21 protein-coding genes are annotated in these 23,117 nt (G+C 71.5%); 13 read left to right on the top strand and 8 right to left on the bottom strand.

Annotated features, from left to right (window positions below):
- Positions 1 to 130: 130 nt before the first annotated feature.
- Together J2S55_RS44505 and J2S55_RS44500 are read right to left on the bottom strand one after the other, a co-directional pair.
- Entirely contained in the window at positions 131 to 1,735 is a 1,605-nt protein-coding gene (locus J2S55_RS44505) for a fatty acyl-CoA synthetase (protein ID WP_306873993.1), read from the bottom strand.
- Positions 1,736 to 1,949: 214 nt separating this feature from the next.
- Positions 1,950 to 3,650: a right-handed parallel beta-helix repeat-containing protein gene (locus tag J2S55_RS44500; RefSeq protein ID WP_306873991.1), complete on the bottom strand. Its 1,701-nt coding sequence runs from the start codon at positions 3,648 to 3,650 to the stop codon at positions 1,950 to 1,952.
- Positions 3,651 to 3,717: 67 nt separating this feature from the next.
- Between J2S55_RS44500 and J2S55_RS44495 the strand changes: the two genes are divergently transcribed.
- Positions 3,718 to 4,548 carry a TetR/AcrR family transcriptional regulator gene (locus J2S55_RS44495; protein WP_306873988.1) on the top strand — a complete coding sequence of 277 codons (831 nt, stop codon included), beginning with the start codon at positions 3,718 to 3,720 and terminating at the stop codon, positions 4,546 to 4,548.
- A 145-nt stretch (positions 4,549 to 4,693) separates the two neighbouring features.
- On the opposite strand, the gene J2S55_RS44490 is transcribed toward J2S55_RS44495, so the two are convergent.
- On the bottom strand, positions 4,694 to 5,626 hold the full coding sequence (locus J2S55_RS44490) for a phosphotransferase enzyme family protein (RefSeq protein WP_306873986.1): 933 nt from the start codon (positions 5,624 to 5,626) through the stop codon (positions 4,694 to 4,696).
- Between the two features lie 162 nt (positions 5,627 to 5,788).
- Here J2S55_RS44490 and J2S55_RS44485 point away from each other — a divergent pair, with 162 nt between their 5' ends.
- Positions 5,789 to 6,988 (top strand): MFS transporter, encoded by a 1,200-nt coding sequence (locus J2S55_RS44485; RefSeq protein WP_306873984.1) that lies wholly within the window; start codon positions 5,789 to 5,791, stop codon positions 6,986 to 6,988.
- A gap of 6 nt (positions 6,989 to 6,994) precedes the next feature.
- Here J2S55_RS44485 and J2S55_RS44480 read toward each other — a convergent pair whose 3' ends face one another.
- Positions 6,995 to 9,466, bottom strand: coding sequence for a family 20 glycosylhydrolase (locus J2S55_RS44480; RefSeq protein ID WP_306873983.1), 2,472 nt, complete (start codon positions 9,464 to 9,466; stop codon positions 6,995 to 6,997).
- Positions 9,467 to 9,782: 316 nt separating this feature from the next.
- On the opposite strand from J2S55_RS44480, the gene J2S55_RS44475 reads away from it, so the two are divergent.
- From J2S55_RS44475 to J2S55_RS44450, 6 genes are all read left to right on the top strand, one after another.
- A complete protein-coding gene (locus J2S55_RS44475; RefSeq protein WP_306873981.1) occupies positions 9,783 to 10,970 on the top strand; it encodes an ROK family transcriptional regulator in 1,188 nt (395 codons plus the stop codon).
- A 174-nt stretch (positions 10,971 to 11,144) separates the two neighbouring features.
- Positions 11,145 to 12,650, top strand: a complete 1,506-nt coding sequence (locus J2S55_RS44470) for a sulfatase family protein (RefSeq protein WP_306873979.1) — start codon at positions 11,145 to 11,147, stop codon at positions 12,648 to 12,650.
- A gap of 1 nt (position 12,651) precedes the next feature.
- Positions 12,652 to 13,461 (top strand): ABC transporter permease, encoded by an 810-nt coding sequence (locus J2S55_RS44465; protein ID WP_306873977.1) that lies wholly within the window; start codon positions 12,652 to 12,654, stop codon positions 13,459 to 13,461.
- A 5-nt stretch (positions 13,462 to 13,466) separates the two neighbouring features.
- Positions 13,467 to 14,252, top strand: a complete 786-nt coding sequence (locus J2S55_RS44460) for an ABC transporter ATP-binding protein (RefSeq protein ID WP_306873974.1) — start codon at positions 13,467 to 13,469, stop codon at positions 14,250 to 14,252.
- A complete protein-coding gene (locus J2S55_RS44455) occupies positions 14,249 to 15,250 on the top strand; it encodes an aliphatic sulfonate ABC transporter substrate-binding protein (RefSeq protein WP_306873971.1) in 1,002 nt (333 codons plus the stop codon). Before J2S55_RS44460 ends, J2S55_RS44455 begins: the two co-directional genes overlap by 4 nt.
- Before the next feature lie 133 nt (positions 15,251 to 15,383).
- Complete coding sequence (locus J2S55_RS44450) at positions 15,384 to 16,307, top strand: formylglycine-generating enzyme family protein (RefSeq protein ID WP_306873968.1); 924 nt, start codon at positions 15,384 to 15,386, stop codon at positions 16,305 to 16,307.
- Positions 16,308 to 16,408: 101 nt separating this feature from the next.
- On the opposite strand, the gene J2S55_RS44445 is transcribed toward J2S55_RS44450, so the two are convergent.
- Positions 16,409 to 16,690 (bottom strand): hypothetical protein, encoded by a 282-nt coding sequence (locus J2S55_RS44445; RefSeq protein WP_306873966.1) that lies wholly within the window; start codon positions 16,688 to 16,690, stop codon positions 16,409 to 16,411.
- Between the two features lie 189 nt (positions 16,691 to 16,879).
- On the opposite strand from J2S55_RS44445, the gene J2S55_RS44440 reads away from it, so the two are divergent.
- Entirely contained in the window at positions 16,880 to 17,677 is a 798-nt protein-coding gene (locus J2S55_RS44440) for an IucA/IucC family C-terminal-domain containing protein (protein WP_306873963.1), read from the top strand.
- Between the two features lie 194 nt (positions 17,678 to 17,871).
- Here the strand turns inward: J2S55_RS44440 and J2S55_RS44435 are convergent, their stop codons facing one another.
- Entirely contained in the window at positions 17,872 to 18,756 is an 885-nt protein-coding gene (locus tag J2S55_RS44435; protein WP_306873960.1) for a F510_1955 family glycosylhydrolase, read from the bottom strand.
- A gap of 424 nt (positions 18,757 to 19,180) precedes the next feature.
- Here J2S55_RS44435 and J2S55_RS44430 point away from each other — a divergent pair, with 424 nt between their 5' ends.
- Positions 19,181 to 19,615, top strand: a complete 435-nt coding sequence (locus J2S55_RS44430) for a DUF4396 domain-containing protein (protein WP_306873958.1) — start codon at positions 19,181 to 19,183, stop codon at positions 19,613 to 19,615.
- 221 nt (positions 19,616 to 19,836) lie between these two features.
- Here the strand turns inward: J2S55_RS44430 and J2S55_RS44425 are convergent, their stop codons facing one another.
- Complete coding sequence (locus J2S55_RS44425; protein WP_306873957.1) at positions 19,837 to 20,469, bottom strand: hypothetical protein; 633 nt, start codon at positions 20,467 to 20,469, stop codon at positions 19,837 to 19,839.
- A 150-nt stretch (positions 20,470 to 20,619) separates the two neighbouring features.
- On the opposite strand from J2S55_RS44425, the gene J2S55_RS44420 reads away from it, so the two are divergent.
- From J2S55_RS44420 to J2S55_RS44410, 3 genes are all read left to right on the top strand, one after another.
- Positions 20,620 to 21,129: a sigma-70 family RNA polymerase sigma factor gene (locus tag J2S55_RS44420; RefSeq protein WP_306873955.1), complete on the top strand. Its 510-nt coding sequence runs from the start codon at positions 20,620 to 20,622 to the stop codon at positions 21,127 to 21,129.
- Positions 21,122 to 21,757 (top strand): anti-sigma factor family protein, encoded by a 636-nt coding sequence (locus J2S55_RS44415; protein WP_306873954.1) that lies wholly within the window; start codon positions 21,122 to 21,124, stop codon positions 21,755 to 21,757. Before J2S55_RS44420 ends, J2S55_RS44415 begins: the two co-directional genes overlap by 8 nt.
- Before the next feature lie 136 nt (positions 21,758 to 21,893).
- Positions 21,894 to 22,487 (top strand): hypothetical protein, encoded by a 594-nt coding sequence (locus J2S55_RS44410; RefSeq protein ID WP_306873952.1) that lies wholly within the window; start codon positions 21,894 to 21,896, stop codon positions 22,485 to 22,487.
- Positions 22,488 to 22,691: 204 nt separating this feature from the next.
- Here the strand turns inward: J2S55_RS44410 and J2S55_RS44405 are convergent, their stop codons facing one another.
- Positions 22,692 to 23,027, bottom strand: a complete 336-nt coding sequence (locus J2S55_RS44405; protein WP_306873951.1) for a hypothetical protein — start codon at positions 23,025 to 23,027, stop codon at positions 22,692 to 22,694.
- Positions 23,028 to 23,117: the final 90 nt, after the last annotated feature.

Genomic DNA, 23,117 nt, shown 5'->3' with positions numbered 1-23,117 from the left:
TCAGCACGTGACCGGCGCGGCGGCAGGCCGCCGCGGCTCGGCCGACGTCGGTCCGCCCGCTCCGCCACGGTCTCCTCCCACGCCGTGGCGTGATCCCCGAGAAGGCTCCGGAAGCTCAAGCGACGGCCGCTCAGCGTCCGGCGCCCGCGTCGGCGATCCGGTCCGCGAGCCCGCCGTGCAGCTCCCGGAGCTCGCGCTTGAGGATCTTGCCGCTGGGGTTCTTCGGGAGCGCGTCGACGAACGCGAACGCCTTGGGAACCTTGAACGGCGCCAGCCGTTCACGGGCGTGCGCCCGCAACTCCTCCTCGGTGAGGGCCGCACCGGCCCTGGTCACCACGATCGCGACGACCGCCTCGATCCAGCTCGGATGGCTGACTCCGACGACCGCCACCTCGGCGACGGCGGGGTGCAGGTAGAGCGTCTCCTCGACCTCGCGGCTGGCGACGTTCTCCCCACCGGTCTTGATCATGTCCTTGATCCGGTCGACGACCGTGAGGTAACCCTCCTCGTCCATCGTCCCCAGGTCGCCGGAGTGGAACCAGCCGCCGCGGAACGCTTCGGCGGTCTTGCCGGGGTCGTCGAGGTATTCGAGGATGGCGTGCGGGCTCCGATGGACGATCTCCCCGATCTCACCGGCGGGCACGTCCCGGCCCTCCGCGTCCACGACGCGGGTCTCCACGTTCAGGGCGGCCTGACCGGCGGATCCGGCCTTGCGGATCTGGTCCTCGGGCTGGAGCATGACGGCGACGGGCGCCATCTCCGTCTGGCCGTAGAAGTTCCACAGGCGCACGCCGGGCAGCCGCTCGCCGATCTCTCGGAGCACCTCCACGGGCATGATCGCCGCTCCGTAGTAGCCCTTGCGCAGGGAGGAGAGGTCGCGCTTGTCGAAGTCCGGATGGCGCAGCAGGCCGATCCACACCGTCGGCGGCGCGAAGAACTTGGTCACCCGGTGGCTTTCGATGGCGGCGAGCACCGCGGCCGGGTCGGGGCCGGGCAGGATGACGCTGGAGGCTCCGAGCTGTATGTCGGGCACCAGGAAGCAGTGCTGCTGCGCGCAGTGGAACAGCGGCATCGAGTGCAGCTCCACGTCATCGCGGTCCATGCCGCCGTCGATGATGCAGCTGCCGTACTGGGCGATCAACGCGGCGTGGGACAGGACCGCGCCCTTGGGGCGTGACTCGGTGCCCGAGGTGTAGAGGATCTGGGCCGGCGCGTCCGGCGCGATGGGCACCGCGGGCTCGCGGGAGTCGGCGTGCTCCAGCAGCGCCGAGAACGGCTCCCACCCCTCCGCCGCCGCGCCGTACACGATCCGGGTCCGCGGACCCTCTGTCCCCTCGATCGCCGCTCCGGCGACCGGCAGGAGCGCGTCCTGCACGAGCAGGGCGACAGCCGAGGAATGACGGACGACGTATCCGACCTCCTCACTCCGGAGCATGAAGTTGATCGGCACCAGCACGGCACCCGCCCGGGCGACGGCGAAGATCGTCTGGACGTACTCGACGCTGTTGCGCGACAGCACCGCCACCCGGTCGCCGGCGCCCACACCCCTTTCGGCAAGCGCGTTGGCGATCCGGCCGGCGTCCTCGTCGAGCTGGGCGTAGGTCCGGCTGCTCACGCCGTCCGACACGGCGAGCCGGTCGGGGTGGCGCCGGGCGGACCGGCGGAGCAGGTCGGCCAGCGATTGACGACGGGCAAGCGCGACATCCGCCTGTTCCGAGGCTCCGGCAAGAGGCATGGGCTTCTCCAGAATGGTCGCCACAGACAAAACTTCTGGTAAGAGTAGCGATATCCACCCTTGTCGCGTCCAGTGGTGATCCGACCTGGATGACGCTCCGCGGGCCGTCATCGCCCGCGTCTCCGCCCGCCGCCTCCGCGGGCCCGCACCACCCGCCGCCTCCGCGTCCCGGAGGCATGCCGGCGCGCGTCCCGGACGCGCGCCGGCCGGGCCGTTACGGAGTGACGGAACGGAGGGGCTCGCTCCGCCCCGCACCGGCCACGATGTCGGCGACCGCCGGATCGTCGCCGAGCGCCCCGTCCGGCAGCGTCGTGTTGCCGGCCAGCGTCACGCCCGCGGGGGGATCGCCGGGATCGGCGTCCCAGAAGTTGCCGAGGAACGCCACCTGCTCCAGCGGCGGCGAGACGTTCAGCACCACCGGGGCGTCGGCCCGGTGGACGAGGTTGCCCTGGACCGTGACCCAGGCGGCGCCGTAGTCGGTGTAGAGGCCGAAGTTGTAGGGGGTGATCGTGTCGCGGACGACGTTGCCGCGGACCAGCGCGCCACTGGCGTGCGAGGTGCCCTGGCTGCCGGACAGGTAGATGCCGCCGCCGTCGGCCAGCACCTGCATCGTGTCGTGCACCAGGTTGTTCAGCACCTGGGCGCCGCGCCCCTCGTAGACCACGATGCCCGCGTGCGGCACGTTGTTGACCTGGTTGTGCGCCACGACGGTGTCGCGGGTGCCGCTCAGCAGGACGGCCGGTGAGCCGTGGTAGTCACGGCCGACGTGGTGGATGTGGTTGTTCTCGACCCGGTGGCGGCGCGCCCCCGCGCCGATCACCACGCCTCCGCCGGACACCTCGTCGACCACGCTGTCGCGCAGCACGTTGCCCGTGCCGTCGCCGCGGAACTCCAGCGCGACCGCGCCCAGCCGGGTGAACCGGCATCCCTCCAGCGTGACCCGCGAGGCGTTCTCGAAGATCACGTTGCCGGGCATGGCCGCACTGTCGCCGGGGATCGTGACCTGCCCCTGGCCCTCGGCGAAGGTGACCGTCCGCAGCGGGCCGCCGTCGTGGTAGCCGTTGCCGTGGTAGTGCAGGAACCCCTCCGGTGTGCTGGGCCGCAGCCAGGTCGCCTCGGCGAAGGTGATGCCGCGGAAGGCGACGTCGTGCACGTCCCGGGCGTGCAGCAGCGTCTCCAGCACCGGCGCCACCACGTCGTCGAGGTCCTCGCCGGGGAGCGGCAGGTAGTGCAGGACGCCGCCGCTCAGCGCGAAGGTGCCCTCGGTCAGGAACGCGGGGCTGTTCTCGGCGAAGGTCGGGGCGTCGACGCCGTTGAACTCCCCGGCGCCCGGGCCGTCCCAGGTGATGACCGACCGGTAGAGCCGCGCCGCCCAGCCGAAGGCGGGCTGCGCCATGGTGACGGTGGTCGAGCGCCCGTCCCCGGAGATCCGCGCCACCTGGCAGCGGGCCTCGGACCAGGGGTAGGCGCCCCGGTAGACGAACTCCACCTCGCCCTGCCAGGAGCCGGGCGCGGGGTCGTCGGTGACGTAACCGGTCTCGGTCCTGGTCAGGCCGTGCTCCAGGGGGACGGCGGCCCGTACGGCGCGGCGTCCGGAGACGTAGAGCTGGCGGGTGGCCAGGCCGGGGACCTCGGCCAGGCGGACGCCGCCGGCGCCCTCGCGCCAGCCGGTGATCCTCCGGCCGCCACTGATCACGACCTCCTCCTGGGCGGCGGTGCCGTAGCCGTGGGCCTGGTAGACGACGCCGGAGTCGGCGGCGGCCAGCCGGAACGGCTCGGTGAGGCGGTAGGTGCCGGCCCTGAGGGTGACCACGGTGCCCGGCGCCGCCGCCGCGCGGGCCCGCTCCAGTGTGGCGAACGGCCGCTCCGGGGTGCCCGGGCCGGAGTCGTCACCCGACGGGTCAACAAAGAGCATTGAGATGTCCTCTCATGTGTATGGCGTACACATCTGGTATACAGCATATACAGGGAGGGGAGTCAAGATGGCGGATCCGGAGCGCAGCACCGAACTGCTGTGGGGGACGGGCTCCAGGCGCGGCCTCAGCCTGGAGCGGATCGTGCGGGCCGCGATCGAGCTGGCCGACGCGGAGGGCCTGGCCGCGGTCTCCATGCGGCGGGTCGCCGAGCGGCTCGGCTTCACCACCATGTCGCTCTACCGCCATGTGCCGGGCAAGTCGGAGCTGGTCGCCCTCATGCGCGACGAGGTGCTGGGCGGGCCGGGGGGCTCCGGTGCCGATCACGCGGGAGGCTGGCGGGCGGAGCTGGAGGCGTGGGCGCGGGACGGGCTGGCGCGCTACCTGCGGCACCCGTGGCTGGTCGAGTCGTCGGAGCCGCGGCAGGTGCCCGGGCCCAACGCCGTGGCCGGCTTCGAGCGGGCGCTGGCGGCGGCGTCGCGGGCCGGACTGCCGCCCGCGCAGGTGGTGGCGGTGGTGACCCTCGTCGGCGGGTTCGTCGAGAGCGCCGCCCGGCAGGTGGTGCGGACCGAGCGGACCGAGCGGCGCACCGGTGTCGGCGAGGAGGAGTGGTGGGGGGGTCGCACCTCGCTCTTCCAGCACCTGGACCGGTATCCGACGCTGAGCCGCATCTACCGGGAGGGGGGGTACGACGCGCCGCTGGACCCGTTCGAGTTCGGCCTGCAGCGGGTGCTCGACGGGATCGAGGCTCTCATCCATGACGGAACCAGTGACGAAAGTCGTGACGAAACACGGTGCACGGTGTGCGGTAAGCCGGTTGCCCCGGCGGCCACCGGCCGGCCGCGGGACTACTGCTCCCGCGCCTGCCGGCAGCGCGCCTACCGGATGCGCAAGGGCTGACCGGGCCGCCGACGCGCCGGGCACGCCGCCGCGGGGCGGGCGTCTGCGGCCCATGACGGCCGTGACCGTCGCCGGAGCCCCGCCGGTCGGGACGGAGCGGGTCAGGAACGGGGGCAGGTCAGGGGTGGAGCGGGTCAGGGGCGGGTCAGGGGCGTAGCCGGTGGAACAGCTCGACCCGGTCCCGGTGGTAGTCGCGGTCCTCTTCGTCGTGCACCACACCACGGGCGACGGCCCTGTGGAAGTAGGCGGCCTCCCTGCGCAGCTTGTGGCGGATCAGCTGGGCCAGCGTCTCCTCGTCGAGTTCCCCGGCGGTGCCGCCCGCCTCCAGGTAGACGTCGACGAACTCCTTGGCGGGACCCGGCCCGTCGTCACCCCATTCGATCGCGGCGGCGGCCAGCTCCACCTCCGGTGCGCCGACGAACGCCTCGTCCCAGTCGAGCACGGCCCGGATCACGCCGTCGCGGGCCAGCGTGTTGCCGGTGTGGTAATCGCCGTGCAGCGGATGCCGTCTCGGACGAGTGCGGTGGAAGTCCGCCAGCCAGCGATCGAGCCCGGGGTCGGCGAGCTCGGGCAGGTCGGTGGGGTGCTGAGCCCCCTCCGGCGAGGGCGTCCCCGCGGCGGCGGGCACACCGGGCACGCCGTACAGGCCGAACTCCTGGTAGGCGGGGACAGGGCGGGGCCCGGGGCGGGCGGTGGCCAGCGCCTCGTGGAGCCGGGCCAGCAGCCGCGCGCCCTGCGCGCGCTGCCCGGGCAGCGCGGGATCGGGCCAGGTGCCCTCGACGTACGGCCAGAGCGAGACCGGACGGCCCTCGACCCGCGTGACGGTCGTGCCCTCGGGGGTGGACACCGGCGCCACCGCCTCGGGCAGCCGGGCGGCGGCGTGCAGGCCGATCGCGTGGCACCATTCGGCCTCGGCCGTGCCCCACGACCGGGGGCCGATCCGCACCACGTGGTCGCCGAGCCGGTAGGCCGAGGACTCCTCGCCCCCGTGCAGCCGCTCTCCTTCTCCGCGGACCCCCCACACCTCGGCGACGGCCCGCCGTACGGCATCGGTCAGCGGGGTCTCTGCGTAGATCATGAGAGCACCCTAACCGGATCCGCCCGCGGCATCCGTCCGTGAGGACGGCTCTCCGCCCGCCTCCAGAAGGTGCGAGGCGGGCGGTGAGCCGGGCCGTCCGGCCCCGATGGTGAGGTCTCAAACCCGCCAGCCGACGGCTGCGACGGCTGCTGGACTGGGCGCATGTCCGTAATCACCTCTCCTACCTCCCCTGCCGCCGCTCCGGCGCGATCACCGCTGATCGGCTGGCTGGCCGTCGTCTCAGTGATGCTGGGGATCTTCTCGATCGTCACCGCCGAGATCCTGCCGATCGGCCTGCTGACGCCCATCGGGTCCAGCTTCGACGTCTCCGACGGCGCGGCGGGCCTGATGATGACGGTCCCCGGCGTCCTGGCCGCGGTCGCCGCCCCGGTGGTCACCGTCGCGACCGGACGGCTCGACCGGCGCCTGATGCTGTGCGCCCTGATGCTCCTGCTGGCGGTCGCCGACTTCCTCGCGGCCGCCGCGCCGGCCTACTGGGTCATGGTGGTCTCCCGGGTCCTGGTCGGGCTGGTCATCGGCGGCTTCTGGTCGATCGGCGCCGGTCTCGCCGGACGGCTGGTGCCGGCGGGGCAGGCCGGCACCGCGACCGCGGTGATCTTCTCCGCCGTCCCGCTGGGATCCGTGCTCGGGGTGCCCGCGGGCACCTTCATCGGGCATCTCGCGGGCTGGCGGACGGCCTTCGTCGTCATGGGGGTGCTGGCGCTGGGGGTGCTCCTCGCGCTGATCGTGCTGGTGCCGCCGCTGCCCGCCGTCCAGGTGACGCGGTTGAAGGTCCTCGGCGGCCTGTTCCGCAGTCCCGGCGTCCGGGTCGGGCTCGTTCTGACGGTTCTCATAGTGACGGCCCATTTCGGCACCTACACCTATGTGACCCCTTTCCTGCGGCAGGTCACCGGGGTGAGCCCCGACCTGATCACCGTGTTCCTGCTCGTGTACGGCGTCGCCGGCATCGTCGGCAACTTCGTCGCGGGCGTGACGGTGACCCGCCGCCTGCGGGCCACCTTCATCACCAGCGGCTGCATGCTCGCCGGCGCGACCCTGCTGCTGCCGGTCCTCGGCACGGGAGACATCGGCGCGGTCGTGCTGCTCGTCGTGTGGGGGCTGGCCTACGGCGCCGTCCCGGTCTGCTCGCAGATCTGGTTCGCCACCTCGGCGCCGCACGCGACGGAGGCGGCCTCCATCCTGTTCACCTCGTCCTTCCAGGCCACCATCGCCATCGGTGCCCTGCTCGGAGGTGTCGTGGTGGACGCCGCCTCCCCGTCGGCCGTCATGGTGCTCGGCGGCGCGGTCGCGGTCCTCATGGTGCTGACCGCCGCCGTCGCCGGCCGGGCCGTACGGGACTGATCGACGTCAGTCGTGGTCGCCGACGGTGACGGTCAGCCGCCCTTCGACCGGTGAGCGGCCGGGCACGCGGACCGAGAGCGTCCCGGTGTACTTCCCCGGCTGGTCGAAGACGCGTCCGGACTCCGCGGTGAACGCGTCGTTGACCTGCATGCCGGGGATGCTCGCCGGGCGCGCGGTCGTCAGCGCGACGTCCTCCTCCACCCCGTCGCTCCAGGTGACGGTGGCCGCGAGGTCACCGGACGCGTGTCCCGGAGCGGTGACGGTCCAGGTGGCGCGGGCCGGCTCGCCGCTCCTGGCGGTCGTCGGCGCGCCGAGCACGTCCATCCGCCAGGCGACGTCGGCGGTGGGGAAGAAGTTCGTCCCCTGGACCGTCAGCCGGCCGCCGGCCTTGGACAGGCGCGTGGTGAAGTCGCCGTAGTCGCGCCGCGACTGCGGGCTCCAGCCGACCTCGGCCGTGGCGATGACCCGCGGGAAGCTGTAGTACTGCGCCTGCCCGACGCGCCGGATGAACTCCCCCCACAGGGCCGACTCGACGCCCAGCACGCTGCTCTCCTGGATGCCGGGGACGAACGTGCCGGGATCCCAGTTGTAGTGGCGGTCCAGCCCGCACGGCCCGCCGCACGCCCACGTGCCGCCCTGAGGCTGGCGGGAGTCCTGCTTCTGCGGCACGTAGGTGTTGGCCGCGGGGGAGAGGATCACCTTGGCGCCGCGGTTGTTCACCGCCGCGGCCACGGCGCTGCGGTTGCCGTTCCAGAACTGGACGACGGCCTTGCCCTGCGGGAGCGCGGTCCCGGCGTATTCGTTCCAGCCGACGACGGTCTTGCCGAGGGAGGCGACGTCCCGCGTGAACGCGTCGACCATCGTCGTGTAGTCGGCGTGGTCGGTGACATGCGCCTCGTCGCCACCGATGTGCAGATACGGCCCCGGGGTCATCTCGGAGATCTCGGTGAGGACGTGCCTGACGAACTCGTACGTCACGTCGCTGCCGGCGTCGAACGACGAGTAGCCGACCGAGCCGGTGCCGTTGTGCGGCACGGTCGCCTGCCCCGGTTGCGGCCGTGGCCGGGCACCGGGGGTGTTGAGCTGCGGGATCGCGTGCAGCGCGGCGTTGGTGTGGCCGGGCATGTCGATCTCGGGGATCACCGTCATGCCGTTCTCGGCGGCGTGACGGACTATCTCGGCGTAGTCGGCCTTCGTGTAGTGGCCGGTGATGCCCAGCTCGGTGCCCATCAGCTGGCCACTGGCGTTGTACGTCATCGCGGTGGCGCCGCTCACCCCGGTGAGCAGGCCGTAGTCGATGCCGGACGGGTTGTCCCGTGGGTCGTCGATCGCGATGCGCCACCCCTGGTCGTCGGTCAGGTGCAGGTGGAGGCGGTTGATCTTGAACTGCGCCGCGGCGTCGATGGTGGCCTTGACCTCCTCCACGGGGTAGAAGCTGCGGGCGACGTCGAGCATCACGCCGCGGTGCTCGAAGCGGGGGTAGTCGGTGATCGTCACCGCGGGCACCGTCCAGTCGGCGGCGACGACGGTGTCGGACTCCACCCACTGGGGCAGCAGTTGGCGCAGCGTCTGCACGCCGTTGAGCGCGCCGTTGGGAGTGGCGGCGCCGATCCTGACGCGGTCGGCGGTGGCGGTGAGCGTGTACCCCTCGGCCTCGTGACCGGCGGGCCCCTTCCCCGGCCCGACGTCGATGACGATCGGCGCGGGTCCCCATCCCCGGCCGGCGACGGGCAGGCGGTGCCCGGTCGACCGGCGGAGCACACCGGCCAGATACTCCGCCGGCGCCTTGGCGCCGTCGCCGAGGGCGACGATGCGGGTGTTGGCGTGCAGGGTGAACGGCGTGCCGCCGTGCTCCTGGACCGACACCGGCTCGGGCAGCAGGCCGAGCGTCGGCTCGGGCGGCGCGGCCGGGCGGTCCCAGATCTCGAACTCCGAGACCGAGTATCCGTAGGCCGCCCAGCGCTGGCGTCCCTGCATCCGGACGAAGGACACCGGGTCCTTGGACCCCACCTCTATGACGTCGGTCCGGGGACAGGTGTCGCGCCGCAGGTCGGCGACGTCGGTCCAGGTGGCACCGTCGGCCGAGGTCTGCAGGACGAACTCACGGGCGCAGGCGTTGGGCCAGGAGATCTTGACATGGTCGACCGCGGCCGGCCTGGCCAGCGCGACCTGCACCCAGTTGTCGTCCTGGTACTTCGACGACCAGCGGGTGCCCGGGGCGCCGTCGTTGACGTGCGCCGCGACGAAGTCGTCGCGGTCGAGTTCGACGCTGGAGGCGGTGGCCGTGCCGGTCAGGGCGAGGTTGACCGGGGTGGGGGAGGAGGTGGGGGAGGCGGCGGACGCCTGCGCGGCGCCCGGTGGCGCGAGCAGCGCCGCGGCGAGCAGCGCCGGGAGGGCTGCGGTGAGCAGGGCAGGCAGGGCGGCGGAGATCGGGCGGCGTCGCGGCCGCAAGGGGGGACGGGACGGGGCATCCGGCATGGGGGGCTCCTTCGCGGCATCCGCCCGGTACCGGCCGGGCGTGCTTCCGATGTGGCACTCGGTAACGCCAGAGTGTGGGCGCCGCGCCCTATTACGTCAATGCTTCGGACATAAATGGGTCGGATGGTGGTCCAGGTTCTGGGGCGTTCCTGTCTGGAGGGCGGCCGGCTGTCGGTGCGGGCGTCTTTCCATCAACGGATCGGAAAATATCGAGGGGGCGGGAGCCGGTGGCCCGGCATCCCGGACCGGGTGCCCTCTTGACGTCATTTATTCCGAAGAGTTGACTATATTGGTCCGGGGGCGCCATCATGGCTCCATGACCAGGCCCACCGACGCGCTGCAGCGACTCCGCCGGGTGCACGAGGAGGCGGTGCTCGACGCATTGCGCTCATCGGGGGCGCTGAGCCGTACCGAGCTGATCAATCGTACCGGCCTGTCCCGCACCACGCTGTTCGCGATCATCTCCGAGATGGTCGAGCGGGGCGCGGTCGTCGAGGTCGAGGCGCCCGTCTCCGGCGCGCGCGGGCGCGGCCGCCCCGCGACGCTTGTGGCGCTCAGCCCGGAGGCGGGCCAGCTCGTCGGCCTCGACCTGGCCCGCCACCGGGTCCACCTGGCCGTGGCCAACGTCTCGCACCAGATCATCGCCACCGGCATGGAGGACGTCCCCGAGGACGCCGGCGTCACCGAGCAGGCGGAGGCCGCGGTGCGGCTGATCCGGCGGGTGATCGGGGAGCGGGGGGTGCGCCTCGGCGCGCTGGAGGCGATCGGGCTGGGCCTCGTCGGGGTCATGGACGACCCGGCCCTGCCCGCGGGCATCGTGCCCGCGCGCTACACGCCGGTCACCGAGCGCCTGGAGCGGGAGTTCGGCGTGCGCGTCGCGGTCGACAACAACGCCAGGCTGGCGGCGCTGGCCGAGAACACCTGGGGCGCGGCCCGGTCGGTCGACGACATGGTCTACGTGCGCTGGTCGGTCGGGGTGGGGGGCGGCTTCATCGTGGGCGGCCGGCTCGTGCGGGGCGCGCACGGCGCGGCGGGGGAGATCGGCCACGTCTCGCTGGACCCCGACGGCCCCGCCTGCCACTGCGGCAGCCGGGGCTGCCTGGAGCGGCGTATCGGCGGCCGGGCACTGCTAGAGTCCTGCGCGGCGCGGGGCGTCCGCCTCGCCGACCTCGACGCGCTGGTCGGCGCGGCGCAGGACCGGGTCCCCGAGGTGTGCGAGCTGATCGCCGCGGCCGCCGCCGACCTGGGGCGGATCCTGGCCGACACCGTGGTCCAGCTCGATCCCGAGCGCGTGGTGGTGGGCGGTGAGCTCGCCTCGCTCGGCAGCCTGGTCCTGGAGCCGATCCGTGCCGCGATCGCCCGGCTCTCCCTGCCGAACTCCTCCCGCGCCATCGAGGTGACACCCGCCGATCTCGGCGTGAACGCCTCGGCCATGGGCGCCATCGCCCTCCTGCTCCACGAGGAGCCCGCGATCCCCGCGCATCTGCGCCCCGCCAGCGGCTGATTTCCGCCACCCTCCGGAAGATCCACGTTCCCTTCCCGGGCCGCCGCGCGCCCTTTCGGGCGGGCCCGCCCGGGGCTGAGCAGGTGCCATCCGGGTGGACGGTCGCTGCAAAGGATCATGTCCTGCCTCTTGCCGCACCCTTTCGCGGTCATTAATGTAAAGCCTTGGGAATAAATGATGATCGGAGAGAGTGTGACCACCCCACGCAACGTCCTCTTCCTGATGACAGACCAGCATCGGGTCGACACCCTCGGCTGCTATGGCAACCCCGTGGCGCGCACGCCGGCACTGGACGGTCTGGCCGCGGAGGGCGCCCGCTTCGACCGCTTCTACACGCCGACGGCGATCTGCACCCCCGCGCGGGCGTCGCTGTTCACCGGCCTGCACCCCTTCAGGCACGGCCTGCTGGTCAACCCCGAGCGCAACGGCGGCGCCCGCGACGAGGTCGCCGACGGCCACCCCGTCCTGTCGGCGCCGCTGCTGGCCGCGGGCTACAACCTGGGCCACGTCGGCAAGTGGCACATCGGCCGTGAGCGCGGCCCCGAGTTCTACGACATGGACGGCGAACACCTGCCGGGCGCGCTCAACCCCTTCCACCACCCCTCCTACGAGCGCTGGCTCAAGGAGCACGGCCACCCGCCCTTCGCGGTGCGCGAGGCCGTCTTCGGCCGGGCGCCCAACGACTCCGGGCGCGGCCACCTGATCGCCGGCCGGCTCGGGCAGCCGGCCGAGGCGACCGTCGAGGCGTTCCTGGCCGACCGTACGCTGGAGCTGCTGGAACGCTACGCCCGCGACTTCCACGACGGCGGCCGCCGCTTCGTGCTCTCCTGCCACTGGTACGGCCCGCACCTGCCGTACCTGATCCCCGACGAGTACTACGACATGTACGATCCCGAGCTGGTGCCGCTGCCCGCCTCGATGGCCGAGACCTTCGCCGGCAAGCCGGACGTGCAGCGCCGCTACGCCGAATACTGGTCGGCCGACCACTTCGACGCCGACGCCTGGCGCAAGCTGATCGCGGTCTACTGGGGCTACGTCACGATGATCGACGACCAGGTCGGCCGCCTGCTCGGCGCGCTGCGAGAGCTGGGCCTGTGGGAGGAGACCGCGGTGGTGTTCACCGCCGACCACGGCGAGTTCACCGGCGCCCACCGGCTCAACGACAAGGGTCCGGCGATGTATGAGGACATCTACCGCATCCCCGGCATCGTCCGCGTCCCCGGCGCGCCGCCGCGGGTCGTCGAGGAGTTCGCCACGCTGATCGACCTCAACCCGACGGTCCTCGACCTGGCCGGGCTGCCCCCGCAGGAGCCCTGCGACGGCCGGAGCCTGCTCCCGCTGGTCAACGGGGAGCGGGTGGACGGGCGGTCACAGGTGGTCGCCGAGTTCCACGGCCACCACTTCCCCTACTCCCAGCGCATGCTCAGGGACCGCGGCCACAAGCTGGTGTTCAACCCCGAGAGCGTGCACGAGCTCTACGACCTGGAGGCCGACCCGCACGAGCTGCACAACGTCTACGAGGCCCCCGCCTACGCCGGAGTGCGGCGCGACCTGACGGCGCGGCTCTATCAGGAGCTGCTGCGCCGCGGTGATCCCGCCTACACCTGGATGAGCTACATGGCCGACATCGGCGGGGAGCGCGCCCCCGACGTCGACGGCGTCGCCGACGAGGTGGCCTGAGATGACCGCCGTGCAGAAGCGGTCCGCCGCGCGGACCTCGCCCGAGGCGGGGCGGGGCGGGGGCGGGGCCCGCTCGACGCTGGCGCTCACCGTGGGATCGGGCATCCTGGGGCTGCTGGTGTGGGTGGTCCTGGCGGGCAGCGGGATCCAGGGCTTCCCCGGGCCGGTCGCGGTCGTCGAGCGCGCCGTGCAGTCGATCGGCGACGGCACGCTGCCCGGTGATCTGCTGGCCAGCCTGCGCCGGGTCCTGACCGGTTTCGTGCTCGGTGTGGCGCTGGCCGTACCGGTCGGGTTCCTGATGGGCTGGTACCGGCCCGTGCGCGGGCTGGTCGAGCCCTGGCTGCAGTTCTTCCGCATGGTGCCGCCACTGGCGATCATCCCGCTCGCCATCGTGCTCATGGGCATCGGGGAGACCCCCAAGATCTTCGTGATCTTCCTGGCCTCGTTCCTGTCGTCGGTGGTCTCCACCTTCCAGGGGGTGGTCTCGGTCGACTCCACCCTGATCAACGCCGCCCGGGTGCTCGGCGCCAGGGACCGCACGGTCTTCACCGGGGTCGTGGTGCCGGCCTCCACCCCGTTCATCCTCGTGGGCATGCGCATCGGCCTGGGCGCCTCCTGGGCCACGGTGGTCGCCGCCGAGCTGATCGCCGCGCAGGAGGGGCTGGGCTACCGGATGCAGCAGGCCCAGCTCTACTACGACCTTCCCACGATCTTCGTCCAACTGATCGTCATCGGCCTCGTCGGGCTCGTCATGGACCGCGCCCTGCTGCTCGCGGAACGTCGCCTGACGAGCTGGCAGGAACGGAGGTGAACGCGGTGGCTCCCAAGATCGAGTTCCGCGGGGTCTCGCACCGGTTCGACCTCGGCGGAAGCGACTTCGCCGCGCTCGACCGCGTCGATCTGGACATCGCCGACGGCGAGTTCGTCACCGTCGTCGGGCCTTCGGGCTGCGGCAAGAGCACGCTGATGAACGTCGCGGCCGGCCTGCTGGAGCCCGCCGAGGGCTCGGTGCTGGTCGACGGGGTCCCGGTGCGCGGACCGAGCCCGCAGCGCGGAGTGATCTTCCAGCAGTACGCGCTCTTCCCCTGGATGAGCGTCCGCAAGAACGTCGAGTTCGGTCTGAAGATCGCCGGAGTCGGCGCGGCCGAGCGGCGCGCCAGAGCACAGTACTTCATCGACGTGGTCGGGCTCACCGACTTCGCCGACGCGCTCCCCAAGACGCTGTCGGGCGGCATGAAGCAGCGCTGCGCCATCGCCCGCGCCTACGCGGTCGACCCCACCATCCTGCTGATGGACGAGCCCTTCGGCGCCCTGGACGCGCTCACCCGGGTGCAGCTCCAGGACCGGCTCCTGGACACCTGGAGCCGGGAACGGCGCACGGTGCTGTTCATCACCCACGACGTGGACGAGGCGGTCTACCTGGCCAACCGGGTGATCGTCATGGCCGCCCGCCCCGGCCGCGTCCACCGCGTCATCGAGGTGGACCTCCCCTACCCGCGCACGGAGGAGATCCGGCTGTCGGCGGAGTTCGCCGAGCTCCGCGGGCAGGTCTGGCACTCCGTCTACCATCAGCCCACCCCCCTGGAAAGGACCTCACCATGAGGCGTCCCCGCAGGCTGGCCGCGGTCCTCACCGCCGTGCTGGCCCTTGTGCTCCCCGTCGCCGCCTGCGGCTCGTCCGCCGACGGAGCGGGGGCGGAGAAGGTGCGTTTCGGCTACATCGCCGACTTCTCCGGCGCCGCCGTACTCGCCGCGGCCGACAAGCAGGGACTGTGGGCCAAGCACGGCCTGGAGCCCGAGCTGAAGGTCTTCACCAACGGTCCTCTGCAGATCCAGGCCCTCGGCTCCGGCGACATCGACTTCGGCTACATCGGCTCCGGCGCGGCCTGGCTGCCGGCCAGCGGCAGAGCCCGCATCATCGCGCCCAACATGCTCGGCCAGGCCGACCGCGTCATCACCCACGCCGATTCCGGCATCACCTCCGTCGCGGGGCTGAAGGGCAGGCGGATCGGCGTGCCCGAGGGGACCTCCGGCGACATGATCCTGGAGCTCGCGCTCAAGAAGGCGGGACTGACCGGCAAGGACGTCGAGAAGGTCAACATGGACCCGAGCACGGTGGTCACCGCCTTCTCCTCCGGGCAGATCGACGCCGCGGCCATCTGGTACCCGCTGATCGACACCATCAAGAAGAACGCCCCCGACCTGGTCGAGCTGACCAAGAGTGAGGACTACTACCCCGAGCTCAGCTTCCCCAGCTCCTTCGTCGCCCGCAACGACCTGGTCAAGGACGGCCCGGCGACGGTCTCCAAGGTGCTCAAGGTCATCCAGGAGGCCAACGACTGGGTCGCGGCCCACACCGCCGAGGCCGAGCAGCTCACCGCGGCGTTCGTCAAGGCCCCCGCCGAGCAGTTCAAGGGCGCCTCCGCCGTCACCAAGATCCTTCCTACCGCCGAGCTGGCCAGGCTGACCGAGGACGGATCGGTCGCCGGCTGGTACAAGGGCCTGGCCGACATCTTCGTCACCATGGGTAAGCTGACCGAATCGCCCGACCCCGCCACCTACTACACCGCTGACCTGTACCGCTCGGCCGCCTCCGGATGACGCCGGGCGGCCACGGTCGGCCGGAGCGGTCTCCGCGCCCCGGCCCGGCCGGGGCCGGGCCGGGCGGCGGGAGGCGTCCCCGCCCGCGGGGACACCCGTGGACGTGCCGGGGCACATCGGAAAGGACTGAGCGATGCCCTCATGCTGTGGCGGTGGCCGCGGCGACCTGCCGGCCCCGGCCGTGGCGCCGGCCGACCGGCCGCAGGCGCCGGACGGGGTGACCGTACCGGGATGGCACCGGGAGGCGGTGGCACTGGACGGCGGCCGGTTCCTGATGGGCACCGAGGACGCCGACGGTTTCCCCGAGGACGCCGAGGGGCCGGTGCGCCCGGTGGCGGTGGAGCCGTTCGCGGTGGACCGGTACGCGGTGACCAATGCGCGGTTCGCCAGGTTCGTCGAGGCCACCGGCCATCTCACGGAGGCCGAGCGCTTCGGCTGGTCGTACGTGTTCGCGGGGTTCCTGCCGGGCGCGCTGCGGCGGGTGTCACCGCGCCCGCCGCAGACACCGTGGTGGTGCGGGGTGAGCGGGGCGGACTGGCGCCATCCGGAAGGGCCGGACTCGGACCTGGAGGGGCGCTGGGACCATCCGGTGGTGCACGTGTCCTGGAGCGACGCGGTGGCGTTCTGCGCCTGGGCGGGCGGGCGCCTGCCGGCCGAGGCGGAGTGGGAGTACGCCGCCCGCGGCGGCCTGGAGCAGCGGCGCTACCCCTGGGGGGATGAGCTGACCCCGGACGGCGAGCACCGCTGCAACATCTGGCAGGGCCACTTCCCGACCCGCAACACCGCCGAGGACGGCCACCGGGGGACGGCGCCGGTCGACGCCTACGCCCCCAACGGGTACGGCCTGCACAACTGCGTGGGCAACGTGTGGGAGTGGTGCGCCGACCCCTGGGGCGCAGGGGAGGGGTCCAAGGTGATGCGGGGCGGCTCCTACATGTGTCACGACTCCTACTGCAACCGCTACCGGGTGGCCGCCCGCACCCGTAACACCCCCGACAGCAGCGCCGGCAACATCGGCTTCCGCATGGTGTCCGCGAGCGTGCCGCAGAAGGTCTGACCCGTCCCCGCGCGCCGGAGGCGGTGGGACCGCGGGCGGCGCCGCCCCGCCGAGGGGCTGTCGACGACGCCTGGCGGTCACTCCCGCGCTGAGCGGGCGCCTCAGCCGGCGAGGCCGGGGGCCTCCTCCTGGCCGAAGGTGATCACGATGTATCTGCCGTTGGCGTAGCTGACCACAGGCCGTCCGAGCAGGTCACCCACCCTGCGGGCGACCGCCTGGAACAGCTCCGCCATCTCCGGCGTGTCGGCGCTCACCCTGAACCGCCCGTCGGCGGCGAGTCGCTGGGCGACAAGGGGGACGAAGTTCGCCTCGGCCCGGACCCTCTCCTCCGCGCTGAGAGGGGTGTGCCGAGTCGCGGGCTGCGTGCCGAAAGGGTGGGTCATCACTGGTCTCCTCGTGATCGCGATCGTCCCAGGGTGCCATCCGCGCACCCCTTCTGACGACACTCCCCGGCACGGCTGTCTTCGAGTGCCCGGCGGCCACCTGGAGCGGCCGGCAGATCGGGTCAAGTGTCGCGATAGCGCAGAATTGTCCGCGGCCACCGCCGTCTGTTACCCAAGGAGCTGCAGCCCGTGACGCACCCGTCCGCCGACCCCACTGCCGTGCTTGAGACCCTCGCGGGGCACGGCGAGCGCTACCGGCTGGAGGCCGGCCTGAATCCGGAGGAGGACTGGATCGCCGCAGACAGGTTGCTGGACCCCACTTCCACGGAGTTGACCCAAGTTCTCGAAGCCGAACGCGTGGGCAGTGGGCAGGTGTCCGCACACGCGGTGGCCCTCACGGTCATGGCGGTCTACGCCGGCACCGTGACCGCTCCCGCGCTGCTGGCCTGGGCGTTGTACGGGGTGGTGCTGGACGTCCGGCCGGAGAACGTGGCGCTCCGGCTCGGTGACCACGGTTTCAAGGCCGTCGCGCTGCGCAGGCCGCGGCTGGTCGACGTCTCGGGCATGACCGGCGACGAACGGCTGGGGCTGCTGGTGAAGCAGGTACTCGACGATCACCTTTTCCCGCTCGCCGACGCGATGCGCGTGTGCAGCCGGGCGGGCAGGCGCCAGCTCCACGGCGGCATCGCCCAGGGATGTGCCGCGGCGTTCAGCGCCGCGAGCAGGTCGTCGGGCGCCGAGGTGGATGTGCTGCAGCGCGCCTATGACGAGTTCCTCGCGGCCTGCCCGCAGGAGCTGGGCAGGCTCGGCGAGATGATCCGGCTCGCCGAGGGCGGCCGGGAGGGGCTGTTCTATCTACGCCGGACGTGCTGCCTCTTCTACACCGCGGACCATGGCGAGAAGTGCGCCAGTTGCTGTCTCGACAGCGTGGAGGACCGCGTGACCAACTATCGCCGGATCCTCGCGGGCGGCGCCATCCCACACTGATCCGGCTGCGTGATCCTCAAGGCCCCGCCGCAGACCGACCGCCCGTGTCCGGAGAGTCAAAGAGCCGATCCGAGCTTTCAAGGCGACGGCCACACCTTGTCCGCGACCGTTCCACGATCCACCACCGTGACACCCTGTCGGCCGGACAGGGCTCTGGCCGGCCTCCGTGTTGACCGGTGGTGGATCGTCGAAGATCAGTTCGAAGCGGGCCGGTAGACGACGGAGAACTGCCGCCCTCCGTCTGACGACTCCATGACGGTCCCGTCATCCATGGCCGCGAGGAGACGCTGCCGGTTGACGGCGGTGAAGGCAGCGGCCTGGCCAGGCAGGCGGCCCGATGCCTGCCAGGTCCTACCGCCGTTCTTGCTGGCCTGCACCTGGCCGTCGACACCGACTCCGATCAACTCGTCCTTGCTGAGAGAGTCCACATGGGAGAGGAGGGGGACACCGGTGAGCGCGGTGAAATTCATGCCGCTGTCATGGCTGACCTGGAGCCCGTCCGGTGTGGTCGCGTATACACGGTTCGGCTCTTCCGCGTGACCGGCTAGGTCGATCACCTGTGCCTCCGCTCCCGGTGTCCAGGTCCGGCCCTCATCGCCGCTACGCCGTACCCGCTCCGTCTGACTGTCGTAGGCATAGAGAGCCGTTCCCGCCGGCTGGATCGAGTGGAAGTCGGCACTGCCCGCCTCCGATACCGAGGTCCAAGTGGTGCCGGCGTCCGTCGTACGGATCAGGCCCAGGTGCGGGGAGCCGCCGGGTGGGACGTCGGCCGCCGCGGGGTGCCCGCTTGCGAGGAAAGTCCTCGGGCCGACGACGGTGAACCCCATGTGATCTTGGACGCGGTCGGCGATGCGCCGGGCGGTGTCGGTGGACCGGACCTGGAACAGTCCGTAGTGCCCCGCGATGTAGATCGTGCCGTCGGCAGGGTCGACGCCGAGGCCGTGGACGTGACCGATCCCGGGATCGGCGGGATCAGCGGCCTTCCCCGGTGACTCCTCGGCGCATGCCGTACCGAGAAGAGCCAGGAGTGCCAGGGCGGCGCTTGCGCGCAGGCGGAGACGCTGATCGATGGAGGCCATGGCGGTAGCTTAGCCAGCTCTACTACTAGCTATCGTAGGTCATTCGGTGGCTGGAGGATCGAGATGTTTTGGCAGGGGAGGCCCATCAGCTCTACGCCGATCGACCATAGTAGAGTCGCGGCTTGCCGGGGTGCTCTGGGGTGAAGTGGATCATTCGTGAAGATCCAGCACTTTTGGGGCTTTACGGGGAAAAAGTCATTGATGTATACCCCCCTTAGGTATATTGTGGCCGGGGCTAGTGTGACGTGCGAGTCAGGAGATTGTGATGTCGGAACCGATGCACCACATGGATCACGCCGGACATGAAGGGCACGGAGAGCACCACGGGCATGAGCAGCACGGGCACGCGGGTCCCTCTCACGCCGGTCACTCTCATGCCGACCCTTCTCACGCCGGTCACTCTCACGCGGGCCACTCCGGGAAGGTGACGTGGCGGGCGGCGGCGTCGGCGACCCTGCACTGCCTCACCGGATGTGCCATCGGCGAGGTGCTCGGCATGGTGATCGGCACGGCCCTGGGCTGGTCCAACACGCCGACCATCGTCCTGGCCGTCATCCTGGCCTTCTTCTTCGGTTACGCGCTCACCATCGTGGGACTGCGCAAGTCCGGTCTCGGCTGGCGCGAGCTCGTACGGCTGGCCCTCGCCGCCGACACCGTGTCCATCATCGTCATGGAGATCGTCGACAACGGAGTGATGATGGTGGTGCCCGGCGCCATGGACGCCGGCCTCACCTCGGTCCTGTTCTGGGGCGCTCTCGCGTTCTCCCTGCTGGTGGCCTTCCTCGTCACCACCCCGATCAACAAGTGGATCATCGGCAAGGGCAAGGGACACGCGGTGGTCCACGCCTACCACCACTGACAACCCGCCTCACCGGCGGGAGGCGGAGGTCTCCCCGGGCCGCACCTGGCGGCTCCCGGACCAAGGCGATCGATTCCTCCCCGGCCCGGGTCCACACGACCGGGGAGGAGTCGGCCGTCCACCTGGAGATCTCATGTCCGTGCACCTGGACATCCGATGCGGGACCTCCTCGGCCCGGCCGCACGGACGCCACCGGTGACTGCCGCGGGACTACCCGCCGGTCAGGCGGCCGCGCCGCTGATCCGGAACGGCAGCACGGCGACGTTCGACGCCACGCCCAGCTCGCGCAGGTCACGGGCGTCGACCGTGCCATCGCCCGTGACGTCCTTGACCACGTCAGGGGCGTCGTCGAGCACGCCGTTGCCGTCGAGGTCCTTCACGACCGCGACGGTCACCACACTGTCGACGTCCTTGCCGAACAGCGCCTTGCCGACCAGCCAGGAGTCCCAGATCCTGATCCCGCTCCGGTCCCGCTGGGCCACCCCGGTGACGTTGAACAGGTTCGCCAGGTTGGTGCCAGGCCCGGAGAAGCCTGTCGTGGTGGAGAGCAGGACGACAAGGCCGGGCAGCTTGTCGTCCTTGCCGGGCCCGAACGTGCCGGTGCCACCCTGGGGCCCGGTGACCTGCGGCCCGCTCCACCCCGCCGCCTTGAGGCCGTCGCGGTAGTGGACGGACAGCTCCATCGTCCAGGCCGCTCCCTCCACCCCGGTCAACGCGCCGGCCCTCGGCGACTGGATGCGCACCTGGGCGCGCTGCTCGGACCCGGACGCCGTGTCCGCCAGCGCGGGAACCGCTGACACCGCGGTCACCGAGAGCGCCGCCCCGAGCGCCGCCGTCCAAACACCTCTACGCATGTCGTCTCCTCCGTCGGTTGCTGATGTCGCTGGTGACGGGAGGGAGTACGGTGCCACCGCGCGTCGCGTTCACGCGAAAATGGATGAACGCCACAGAGATCCGTTCCGTATGCCCCAGGAAACATGCCCCAGGAAACGGGAGGAGGACGCGTGCGGCTGGATGACGAGGCCACGTTGCGGACGGTCTACGACGATCACGGAGGCGAGCTGTTCGCCTTTGCCAGCAGGTCGCTCGGCGACCCTGGGCTGGCCGAGGACGCGGTGCAGGAGACCTTCGTCCGCGCCTGGCGTACCGCGGCCCGCTACGACCACCGGCAGTCGTCCCCGCGCACCTGGCTCTTCGCGATCTGCAGGAATGTGGTGATCGACCTCATGCGGGCGCGGTCCGTGCGGCCGCAGCTCTCGGCCGAGCAGGAGAAGGACCTGCCGGCGGGCAACGATCTGGAGGGGCTGCTGCTCGGCATGCAGGTCGAGGAAGCGCTGCGACGCCTGTCGCCGGAGCAGCGGCACATCCTGGTGGAGGTCCATCTGCGTGACCGGGCGCCCGCCGAGGTCGCCGCCGAACTGCGCATTCCTCCGGGTACGGTGCGCAGCAGGGTGTTCTACGCGCTCAAGGCGCTCCGCCTGGTCATGGAGGAGATGGGGTGGGACGGTGATTAGCTGCCGCGACTATCAGTCCCTTCTCGGGATGCATGCACTCGGCCGCCTGCCGAAGACCGAGACCGCCACGCTGCTCGCGCACGCCGACGGCTGCCCAGGCTGCCGGGCCGAGCTGGACGGGCTGCGCGCGATGGCCGGCGCGCTCGGCCACGCCGACCCCGACCGCGTGTCCCGGCTGCCCGCGCCGCCGCCCTGGCTGCGCGAGAGCGTGCTGACCGCCGTCGGCACCCGGCACGCGCGCAGGCGCCGGCGCAGGCTGGCCTGGGCCGGAGGGCTGGCGGCGGCGGCCGCGATCGCGGGGGTGACGTTGCTTTCCGGGCTGTCCGGCACGGACAGGCCCACGGTGGCGTACGGATCGGGCGGTATGCGGGTCTCCGCCGAGTTGGACGCCCGCCAGTGGGGCACGGCCGTGGATCTGTCGGTCAGCGGCCTGACCACCGGCCAGCGCTACCTCGTCTGGCTGGAGCACCGCGACGGCAGCCGGATCCCGGCGGGGAGCTTCACCGCGAGGGGCATGGGCCTGACCATGGAGCTGTCGGCGGCCGTGCAGGGCGACGAGGTGGTCGCGCTCGGCCTGAGCACCGTACCCGGCGGCCCGGCCGTGCTCCGCGCGCTGATCAGCCGTTGACGGCCCGCGCCCGATGGGACGCGGGCCGCCAACGGTTCCGCGGTAGACCTTGCAGCGGTGCCGGAACCGGCGGTCCGGGGTCGAGGAACAGCGGAATCCAAGCCGATGACAAGTAATGATCAGTAGCTTGCCCGGCATGAGAAAGCGATCTTCTGTTCTCGCCGTGTCGGCCGCGGCCGCCGTACTCGCCGCTCCCACCGCCGCGCCGGCCGCGGCGGACTCGCCGGCGGCGGCGTCGGCTTCGGGGACCAAAGCCTTCTCCTTCCGGGGGATGAGCCTGAAGATTCCCGCCACTTGGAAGGTGTACGACTACACGGACCGGGTCCTGGTGGCGACCGGTAGCTGCAAGATCCCCGAGCCCTTCGCCCCGAACTGCCGGGGGTTCTGGCTGTACGGCCCGAAGGTGATCGCCTACGGCGCCGAGGGCCGCCGTTACACCGGTGAGAAGCCGTTCGTCCCGGCCAGTGGGGCGCCGGTGGGCTGCCCCTTCGAGTACGGAAGTATCCAGGTGATCGGCAAGGCCACCTCGACGGGGCCGCGCCAGGTCGGGCGCGGGCACAAGGCGAAGTACACCGCCTGGGCCGGCCGGTGCGTGAAGCAGAGGAGCGGCCGGCAGACGGAGAGTTTCATCCAGCGGGAGTGGTTCCTGCCCGAGTCGAAGATCGTCATAGTGGACGTGTGGGGCGACCGGCAGCTGCCGGGCCTGCTGAAGAACGCTGTTTGGAGCTGACCTGAGGGCGGGGGAGTGAGCCGGACCTCCCGCTCCCCTCACCGGCCAGCAGCAGTATTCCGGCGCGGCTCGTGATCGAGGCGCTCGGCCGGTAGGGCGGCGCGGCCCTCGTCGTTCGGATCTGTCGCGGACCGGATGCCACCTCGACATGCCGGACGACTCGCAGGAGATCCCGCGAGCGCACAGTCCGCACTCGAACAGGTCCTAGCCGGAGAACCTCTTCGCGCGGTCCCGGGCCCATTGCGCGGCCTTGGCCGCCTGGTCGCCGGTGACGGGCGCGCCGGGCATCCGGCTCAGGCGCTCCACCTGATCGGCGAAGCGCAGGTGCTCCCGGTGAGCGTGTTCCCGGCAGGCGAGGCAGGTGACGCTCTCCGGACGGGGAGAGGTCATCACATAGGGCGCCTGGAGCCCGCAACCGGTGGTGACGACACTCGGCGCGTCGGGTACGAGCCCCAGCGACGACACGATCACATTGCGGAAGGCGGCACCGGCCTGCACCGCCTTCTGCTCGACGTGGATGTGCGGATCGGTATCGCTCATCTGCCCCCACGCCTCCGTCCGAGTCGTCCCGGAATCAGATTAATACGTTTGATAAAAAACGGCGGTTGTTCATCTGGCCCATCATGTACA

This window comes from Streptosporangium brasiliense (assembly GCF_030811595.1).
Lineage (GTDB): Bacteria > Actinomycetota > Actinomycetes > Streptosporangiales > Streptosporangiaceae > Streptosporangium > Streptosporangium brasiliense.
This window is presented reverse-complemented; position numbering and strand designations above follow the sequence as displayed.

What these genes read in the sequence shown, in the direction of transcription:
- J2S55_RS44445 (WP_306873966.1), bottom strand. Translation starts at nt 16,690, where the DNA reads ATGACCCACCCTTTCGGCACGCAGCCCGCGACTCGGCACACCCCTCTC.
- J2S55_RS44480 (WP_306873983.1), bottom strand. Translation starts at nt 9,466, where the DNA reads ATGCCGGATGCCCCGTCCCGTCCCCCCTTGCGGCCGCGACGCCGCCCG.
- J2S55_RS44465 (WP_306873977.1), top strand. Translation starts at nt 12,652, where the DNA reads ATGACCGCCGTGCAGAAGCGGTCCGCCGCGCGGACCTCGCCCGAGGCG.
- J2S55_RS44425 (WP_306873957.1), bottom strand. Translation starts at nt 20,469, where the DNA reads ATGCGTAGAGGTGTTTGGACGGCGGCGCTCGGGGCGGCGCTCTCGGTG.
- J2S55_RS44455 (WP_306873971.1), top strand. Translation starts at nt 14,249, where the DNA reads ATGAGGCGTCCCCGCAGGCTGGCCGCGGTCCTCACCGCCGTGCTGGCC.
- J2S55_RS44410 (WP_306873952.1), top strand. Translation starts at nt 21,894, where the DNA reads ATGAGAAAGCGATCTTCTGTTCTCGCCGTGTCGGCCGCGGCCGCCGTA.
- J2S55_RS44405 (WP_306873951.1), bottom strand. Translation starts at nt 23,027, where the DNA reads ATGAGCGATACCGATCCGCACATCCACGTCGAGCAGAAGGCGGTGCAG.
- J2S55_RS44475 (WP_306873981.1), top strand. Translation starts at nt 9,783, where the DNA reads ATGACCAGGCCCACCGACGCGCTGCAGCGACTCCGCCGGGTGCACGAG.
- J2S55_RS44500 (WP_306873991.1), bottom strand. Translation starts at nt 3,650, where the DNA reads ATGCTCTTTGTTGACCCGTCGGGTGACGACTCCGGCCCGGGCACCCCG.
- J2S55_RS44450 (WP_306873968.1), top strand. Translation starts at nt 15,384, where the DNA reads ATGCCCTCATGCTGTGGCGGTGGCCGCGGCGACCTGCCGGCCCCGGCC.
- J2S55_RS44505 (WP_306873993.1), bottom strand. Translation starts at nt 1,735, where the DNA reads ATGCCTCTTGCCGGAGCCTCGGAACAGGCGGATGTCGCGCTTGCCCGT.
- J2S55_RS44485 (WP_306873984.1), top strand. Translation starts at nt 5,789, where the DNA reads ATGTCCGTAATCACCTCTCCTACCTCCCCTGCCGCCGCTCCGGCGCGA.
- J2S55_RS44490 (WP_306873986.1), bottom strand. Translation starts at nt 5,626, where the DNA reads ATGATCTACGCAGAGACCCCGCTGACCGATGCCGTACGGCGGGCCGTC.
- J2S55_RS44470 (WP_306873979.1), top strand. Translation starts at nt 11,145, where the DNA reads ATGATGATCGGAGAGAGTGTGACCACCCCACGCAACGTCCTCTTCCTG.
- J2S55_RS44495 (WP_306873988.1), top strand. Translation starts at nt 3,718, where the DNA reads ATGGCGGATCCGGAGCGCAGCACCGAACTGCTGTGGGGGACGGGCTCC.
- J2S55_RS44435 (WP_306873960.1), bottom strand. Translation starts at nt 18,756, where the DNA reads ATGGCCTCCATCGATCAGCGTCTCCGCCTGCGCGCAAGCGCCGCCCTG.